The organism is Methanothrix sp., from assembly GCF_024518575.1.
Taxonomy (GTDB): Archaea; Halobacteriota; Methanosarcinia; order Methanotrichales; family Methanotrichaceae; genus Methanothrix_B.
Window position 1 is genome coordinate 1 of record NZ_JANIHG010000059.1, and the last position, 5,833, is coordinate 5,833.

Genomic DNA, 5,833 nt, shown 5'->3' on the forward strand with positions numbered 1-5,833 from the left:
GTCTTCACGTCAACCGCCAGATGGACCTTGATCCAGCCTCGATGGACCTTCCATTTCTCTCGCACCCATTCGCCACGGTTGGTCACCTTGATCCCCGTAGAGTCTACAGCTATCACAACAGGCTCATCGCTGGCCAATATCGTCTCTGGAAGGCTGAGCTTCAGCTGAGTGCCGCGTCTCCAGATATTGGTGTAATCCGTAGGCTTGATCTCAGGTATCAGCTCCGAGAGTTTTCTCAAGAAGCCCTCTAGCTGCCGATAAGGTAGGCGGAAGATAACATGAATCATCATCAGAAGCTCGATAAATGACCAGGGATAGGCAAACTTCCTCCCGCGCTTGCCGCGGTTTAGTTCCTCCAGATCTCGCTCCCAACTCTCCAGAAAGTCGAAAGTCAGGTACATCTCGCCGCGTTTGACAAGAGCCTCGTTATACTCCGGCCAATTACGTCCTTTAGAGGATTCGTGCCCTTCCATCGCTATACCTGACCGATAATAGTAAGGATAGTTTATAAACATTATTCAACACAGCACCTCTAAGGGATCGGGATCCAATGGCAGAAGACCTCCCCGTTCCTGCTAGCTCGCCATGCTGTTGATCCCAGTGAGAAGCCCTAAGTTGCCGAATTCACTCTGTCTGTGATATGGAAAGGTCGCCTTCTGGTAATACAATACTTGGTTCTGCATCTTAACATTGTTACTGAAAAAGCTATATATCGCAAATCAAGTTATTTCTGTTCATTTGATAATATCAGGTCATCTCCATAAGGTGATTGTGTTGAAGATGTATATGATAGATCCAGATAATGTGTCTCTTGATAATATGATCAAGCGCGGCAGCGAGTTCCACGGCCATCTGGGGCCGTTTCTCGTTCTCGGTATAAGGATGGGGCTTGCTGCCCTCAGGGAGCTCGGCTCTAATGGCCATAAGGATATCAGCGCTGTTGTGCGGTCAGGAAGCAGACCTCCAGTATCGTGTATGGCAGACGGAATTCAGATATCCACAGGCTGCACTCTTGGAAAGGGAAACATCTCCGTGCTTCAGGATGGTGTGCCAGAAGCGACATTCTCCTCAAACGGCAGAACTGTGAGCTTCAGGGTCAGAGGGGCCATCGTCGAGAGGATTTCAGAGCTCTCACATGATGAGCTTGAGGAATTCTCCTGGAAGCTATCCAGAATGCCGCTGGACTCGATTATCGAGATGCTCTGAGGTCGTTTATGCTGATCAGGCTCGAGAACGTGCATACATTTTACGATGGCGAGAAAAACTCCACCCTGAAGGATATCACGCTCTCGATCGCTGCGGGCGAGATGGTTTGTGTCATGGGCCCGAATGGCGCCGGCAAGAGCACGCTCCTTGAGACGATAAATGGAATGCTTCCGTCGACCGGCAGGGTGGAGGTCTTCGGAAGGGATGTCCGGAGGCATGGCCCTGAGATCAGAAAGGATATAGGCTACATGCTTCAGGCCAAGACGTTCCCTGAGGATACACCGTATCTGGTGAAAGATGTAGTTCTGATGGGAAGGTTCGGGAAGATCGGCATGCTACGAAGGCCGGGGATGGAGGACTGGAATGCAGCAAGTGAGGCTGCGAGGTTCATGGAGGTCGATCATCTCTGGGAACGGCCGATAGGAAAGCTGTCAGGAGGACAGACACAGAGGGTGCTTCTGGCCAGGCTGCTTGCAAAGAGGCCCAGGATACTCCTCCTGGATGAGCCCTACTCGAACCTGGACTGCAGATCTGTGGAAGATGTATCGAAGAAGATATGCATCCTGCATAAGAGGAACGAGCTTACAACGATCATGGTCATACACGATACAGCTCATGTGCCCGATATCTGCGAGAGGATACTCCTGCTGAAGGATGGACGTCTCATCGGCGATGCACATCCTGATGAGATGCTCTCCTCCAGGACTTTCAGAGATGCATTCGCTGAGGCCTAGGACATGATGCTGCCGCCGAGCATAGTGATGAACACTATCATCGGAGCATCACTCGCCGCTGTGGTTTGCTCCATGATAGGCGTGTTCATTGTGAGGATGAACCTATCTTCGATGGGGTTCTGCATGTCTCATGCTGCATTTGCAGGCGCCGCGCTCGGGCTGGCCATATCCAGAGACCCATTCGCTCTGGCATTGGGCATGGCAACGGCCGTTGCGCTCATCCTCGGACCTGTTGCGGATAAGGCCAGGCTGCAGGCGGATGTAGTGCTCGGTACCATGTTCTCCCTCACAATGGCGCTGGCACTGCTGTTTCTCAGCATCGCCCCCGGATCTGTGGTGAGCAGCACCGCTCTTTCAGTGCTCTGGGGGAGCGTTCTTGGAATAACAACCGCCGATCTAATCAGGCTTCTCGTTCTCATGCTGACGCTCTTGTTGGTGATATCCCTCTTTTACAAAGAGTTCTTCGCGATAATGCTCGACAGAAAGCTCGCAGAGGAGTCCGGCATCAACACGAAGCCGTTTTACTATGCGATCCTATTCCTATGCGGCGTAAGTGTATCTGTATCGCTCAAGCTCATTGGCGGCCTGCTCATATTCGCTCTGATGGTCAACCCTGTATCAGCTGCATATCAGTTCTCTCACGACATGAGATGGATCATGCTGATATCCCCCCTCATAGGGCTGGCATCAAGCATCTCCGGAATTGCTGCGTCCCTGTACCTCGATATCCCTGTGGGTAGCTCGATCGCGATAATGAGTGTGGCAATATTCCTTATATCTGTAGCACTCTCCCCGAAGAGACGGCACGGGCAGAAGTGCTGATCCCGCTCTTATCCTGATAACCTGCCAGTCCATCCATGCGTTCCCGGTGATAACGGAGTGTGCCAGCAACCAGGTTGCACGACCTCAAGTTGGTGAACCACCCTGAAGGGTAGGGCTTCGCTCTCATCCCCGCCATTCAGGGTGGGGACTTCTTGCTTCGCCTCTCCACTCCCAGAGCATCACGCCTTCTTCCAGCGGATCGTATCTCCCTTTATCTTTATCACTCCATTTTTCTCAAGGATCTTTGCCAGATCCTCTGCCACATCGGATGCATCGATATCAAAGATGCCGCTCTCCATATCCATGTGTACACCACACATGCGCGCAAAGCTCTCCATGTCAGCTTTGCCTGATGGCGGACTCTCCGTCAGATTGAGCATGAGGGCGTGAATCGAGATGATCTCGAGCGCCTCATGATAATACTCGTTGAAGAAATCTTCGTCCGGATCCTCAGATGTCAGGACAGACCATTCATCTATGTAGAGATCATAAGTTTTCTCCAGCGTTACATATACATTTGTTCTCAGCATCGGATGCTGAGAATAATCGCTTGGTGATACTGGTATTGCGACGATTGGGTCGTCCAGCCTGTCTTCAGGATCTTCATCAAACTCCAGATCGTTCAGTGAGAAAACCCACTCCATGAAATCTGTTGCATCTTTTTTATCAATAAGGTTGTAGAGGTCGAACTCTTCGTCCTCATAAACCTCACCAGACGTACCGGCAGCTTCAGGTGAAGTCTCTTCGTGCAGCGCCTCTTCAGCCGAGGGCCCCTCAGCTGCCTCTGAAGCATCCTCCTGAGATGATCGCGCGGAAGATGTCTCCTCCGAGAGGGCATCTGCATGGATCCCCTCCCTCACCAGTGCATCTATCCTCTCGACGAACTTAACCCATTCTGGAACTGCGTGCGTAAGATATCTTTTGTAAAAATCTTCTGGGTCGGGATTCTCAGCAAAGGTCTTCCGGATAGAATCCAGGTAGTGCTCATACTTTTTGATCTCCTTATCATCGATCTCATTTTTCAGCTCGCTGAACCTCCCCTGGAGTACGGGGTTGATCGTCAGATCTGCCATGATAGAGGGTCTGATATCGACCCGGATCTTCATCTCCCTGAGACGGTCCGCAAGATCTCTTGCTGTCACATCGTCGTACTCTCCAAGCTTAAACATGAGAGCAGATTCATCATTACTCATGTTATAGTTTACTGTGTTTCCCCAGGTGAGCAGAAGAGATGCCGCAGGAGATCTCCCGATGCAGGGGTCCAAAGCACCAGGCGAAGAAACTGATTATTTTTGTCGTATAACTGAATCATTGCAAGCCGCGAGTTCAGGCTGGAAGATCTCTGAGAGAATCTGCACTCCCATTGAGCTCAGGTCGTGCACTCGTATCGTTGAGGGCTCATACAGTTTGAATATCAGTGTCATGGAACACAGACCGGCTCTGTTATCAGCCGTCTCCAGCTGCCGGCGCGATAGCTATAAAACAGATGTGCTCCTGGAGATCGCGATATGAGACCTTTGCTCGCGCTACTCCCAGTTCTGCTCTTCATCCATGGACCTGCGGTTTCCCAGCAGGTGGATGATATCTACTCAAATATCGATTCATGCGATGTGAGTGTATCTGGAGATGTATGTGGCTGTTATCTCCAGGCAGAACTCATGCGCTCCGGTGTTATTTTAAGCAGCAGTGTGCTTCCAGTGGATGCTCCTGGCACCATGATAATCAGCTGGAACCTCAGCAATCAGGAGGAGGGGGCATATGAGGCATGCGCCAGCCTGACCAGAAATGGATCTGTCATCGATAGGAGATGCTACAGCTTCTACCATGGAGGAGCTGTCCCGGTCAGATTTGATGTGAGAGATTTCCTGGCAGACTCTTCAGGCATACATATGGTCATATACGCAGCGGATCCCGCGATTGTTGATATCTATTACATGCTCATATCGGGAGAGAGAGCTGTTTACGTCTACAGAGACAGATCCGTGAAGATCGCGGGTGGGAGGGGCGTGCCAACGCTCATAGAGTGGAAGTGGCCTGTGCTGCTGAGTGCTGGAGAGATGTACACAGGCAGGGCGAAGATTGTCGAGCTCTCCACAGGCCAGACACGCGCCTTCATGAACAGATTCGTCGCTGTGGAGAACGCCAGGATCACCGAGACCTATGAGGATGAGATGGGCGCATCCGCGACGGTCCTCGGGACCTCAAGAGTGCCATTCCGGGGAAGCCTCAGGTTCGTTCTGAACAACAATACAGTGGTCGAGGTCGTTGAGAAGAAAACTCCGGTACTGCTTGAGGGCGATGATGAGACTGTGGAGATCTCGTGGAACAAAAGACTGGACCCAGGCATCTACCATCTCAGAGTGATTCTCCTGAACAGCAGCGGAGACGCAATCGATCTCCGAGAGAGCGTGATAGAGGCAGAGCCTGTCATCAGGAGAGCGTCGAACGAGAGCACCGCGAGCGAGAGCAGTCCGTCTGCTCCGGGCATGGCCGCTCTGATCGCAATATTCTCAGTCGGACAGATCCACAGGAGATGTAATCGAAAAAGGCGGATCTGATCGGTGTCAGCGGTCTTGCGTCCTCCAGCTCGATGCAGCGATCAATCGATAACGATATGCAATGCCGGGTGTGGCGGTCATGCTTTCTTCGCAGTCCGATACGGCGTATTCGTGCTGATGCCGGGAAATCCTACACACATCCTTTTCAGAATCTGTGCATGCCGCCGCATAATCTCATCAATGAAATTTTATGTCCCAAAGGCGGGTAAGAGGGTTTAGGAATCCTCTAAGATAAAGTTCGATATCGACCGTTAATAATATATGTCATCAACTGAGGATATATACTAAATCATGCAAAAATTTGCATGTGCATGAACGTGTAGAGCGTGGGAAAATGAATAAAAAGCTGTTTATGTCGATTGGCCTCTGCATGCTTCTTTTAGTATCAACTGCTCTCGGGGCGGATGTTGAGAAAACACAGGCGAAAGAGGTGATAAAGCCGTCTGGCACTGCTGTATTTCAGGCACAGAAACCGGATCTTGTGGTGAAGTCTGTAAGGGTCACAAGCGATCC

The 5,833-nt window shown here is 51.1% G+C and carries 6 protein-coding genes; 4 read left to right on the forward strand and 2 right to left on the reverse strand.

Annotation, left to right across the window (positions count from 1 at the left end; genetic code table 11):
- Positions 1 to 473 (reverse strand): IS5 family transposase (locus NQU42_RS08045; protein WP_296610524.1); only part of this gene is annotated, 473 nt, incomplete at its 3' end.
- Between the two features lie 331 nt (positions 474 to 804).
- On the opposite strand from NQU42_RS08045, the gene NQU42_RS08050 reads away from it, so the two are divergent.
- From NQU42_RS08050 to NQU42_RS08060, 3 genes are read left to right on the forward strand one after another with little or no spacing between them, the layout of a single operon-like run.
- The gene (locus NQU42_RS08050; RefSeq protein ID WP_296610526.1) at positions 805 to 1,206 is read left to right on the forward strand and encodes a formylmethanofuran dehydrogenase subunit E family protein; all 402 of its coding nucleotides are present in this window, start codon (positions 805 to 807) and stop codon (positions 1,204 to 1,206) included.
- 8 nt (positions 1,207 to 1,214) lie between these two features.
- The gene (locus NQU42_RS08055) at positions 1,215 to 1,940 is read left to right on the forward strand and encodes an ABC transporter ATP-binding protein (RefSeq protein WP_296610528.1); all 726 of its coding nucleotides are present in this window, start codon (positions 1,215 to 1,217) and stop codon (positions 1,938 to 1,940) included.
- A gap of 27 nt (positions 1,941 to 1,967) precedes the next feature.
- Positions 1,968 to 2,762, forward strand: coding sequence for a metal ABC transporter permease (locus NQU42_RS08060; protein ID WP_296610533.1), 795 nt, complete (start codon positions 1,968 to 1,970; stop codon positions 2,760 to 2,762).
- A gap of 179 nt (positions 2,763 to 2,941) precedes the next feature.
- On the opposite strand, the gene NQU42_RS08065 is transcribed toward NQU42_RS08060, so the two are convergent.
- Positions 2,942 to 3,835 carry a hypothetical protein gene (locus NQU42_RS08065; RefSeq protein ID WP_296610530.1) on the reverse strand — a complete coding sequence of 298 codons (894 nt, stop codon included), beginning with the start codon at positions 3,833 to 3,835 and terminating at the stop codon, positions 2,942 to 2,944.
- Positions 3,836 to 4,270: 435 nt separating this feature from the next.
- Between NQU42_RS08065 and NQU42_RS08070 the strand changes: the two genes are divergently transcribed.
- On the forward strand, positions 4,271 to 5,320 hold the full coding sequence (locus NQU42_RS08070) for a hypothetical protein (protein ID WP_296610531.1): 1,050 nt from the start codon (positions 4,271 to 4,273) through the stop codon (positions 5,318 to 5,320).
- Positions 5,321 to 5,833 lie beyond the last annotated feature (513 nt).

Bases quoted from the DNA above. Each gene is read 5' to 3' on its own strand.
- NQU42_RS08060 (WP_296610533.1), top strand. From the start codon at position 1,968: ATGAACACTATCATCGGAGCATCACTCGCCGCTGTGGTTTGCTCCATG.
- NQU42_RS08070 (WP_296610531.1), top strand. From the start codon at position 4,271: ATGAGACCTTTGCTCGCGCTACTCCCAGTTCTGCTCTTCATCCATGGA.
- NQU42_RS08065 (WP_296610530.1), bottom strand. From the start codon at position 3,835: ATGGCAGATCTGACGATCAACCCCGTACTCCAGGGGAGGTTCAGCGAG.
- NQU42_RS08055 (WP_296610528.1), top strand. From the start codon at position 1,215: ATGCTGATCAGGCTCGAGAACGTGCATACATTTTACGATGGCGAGAAA.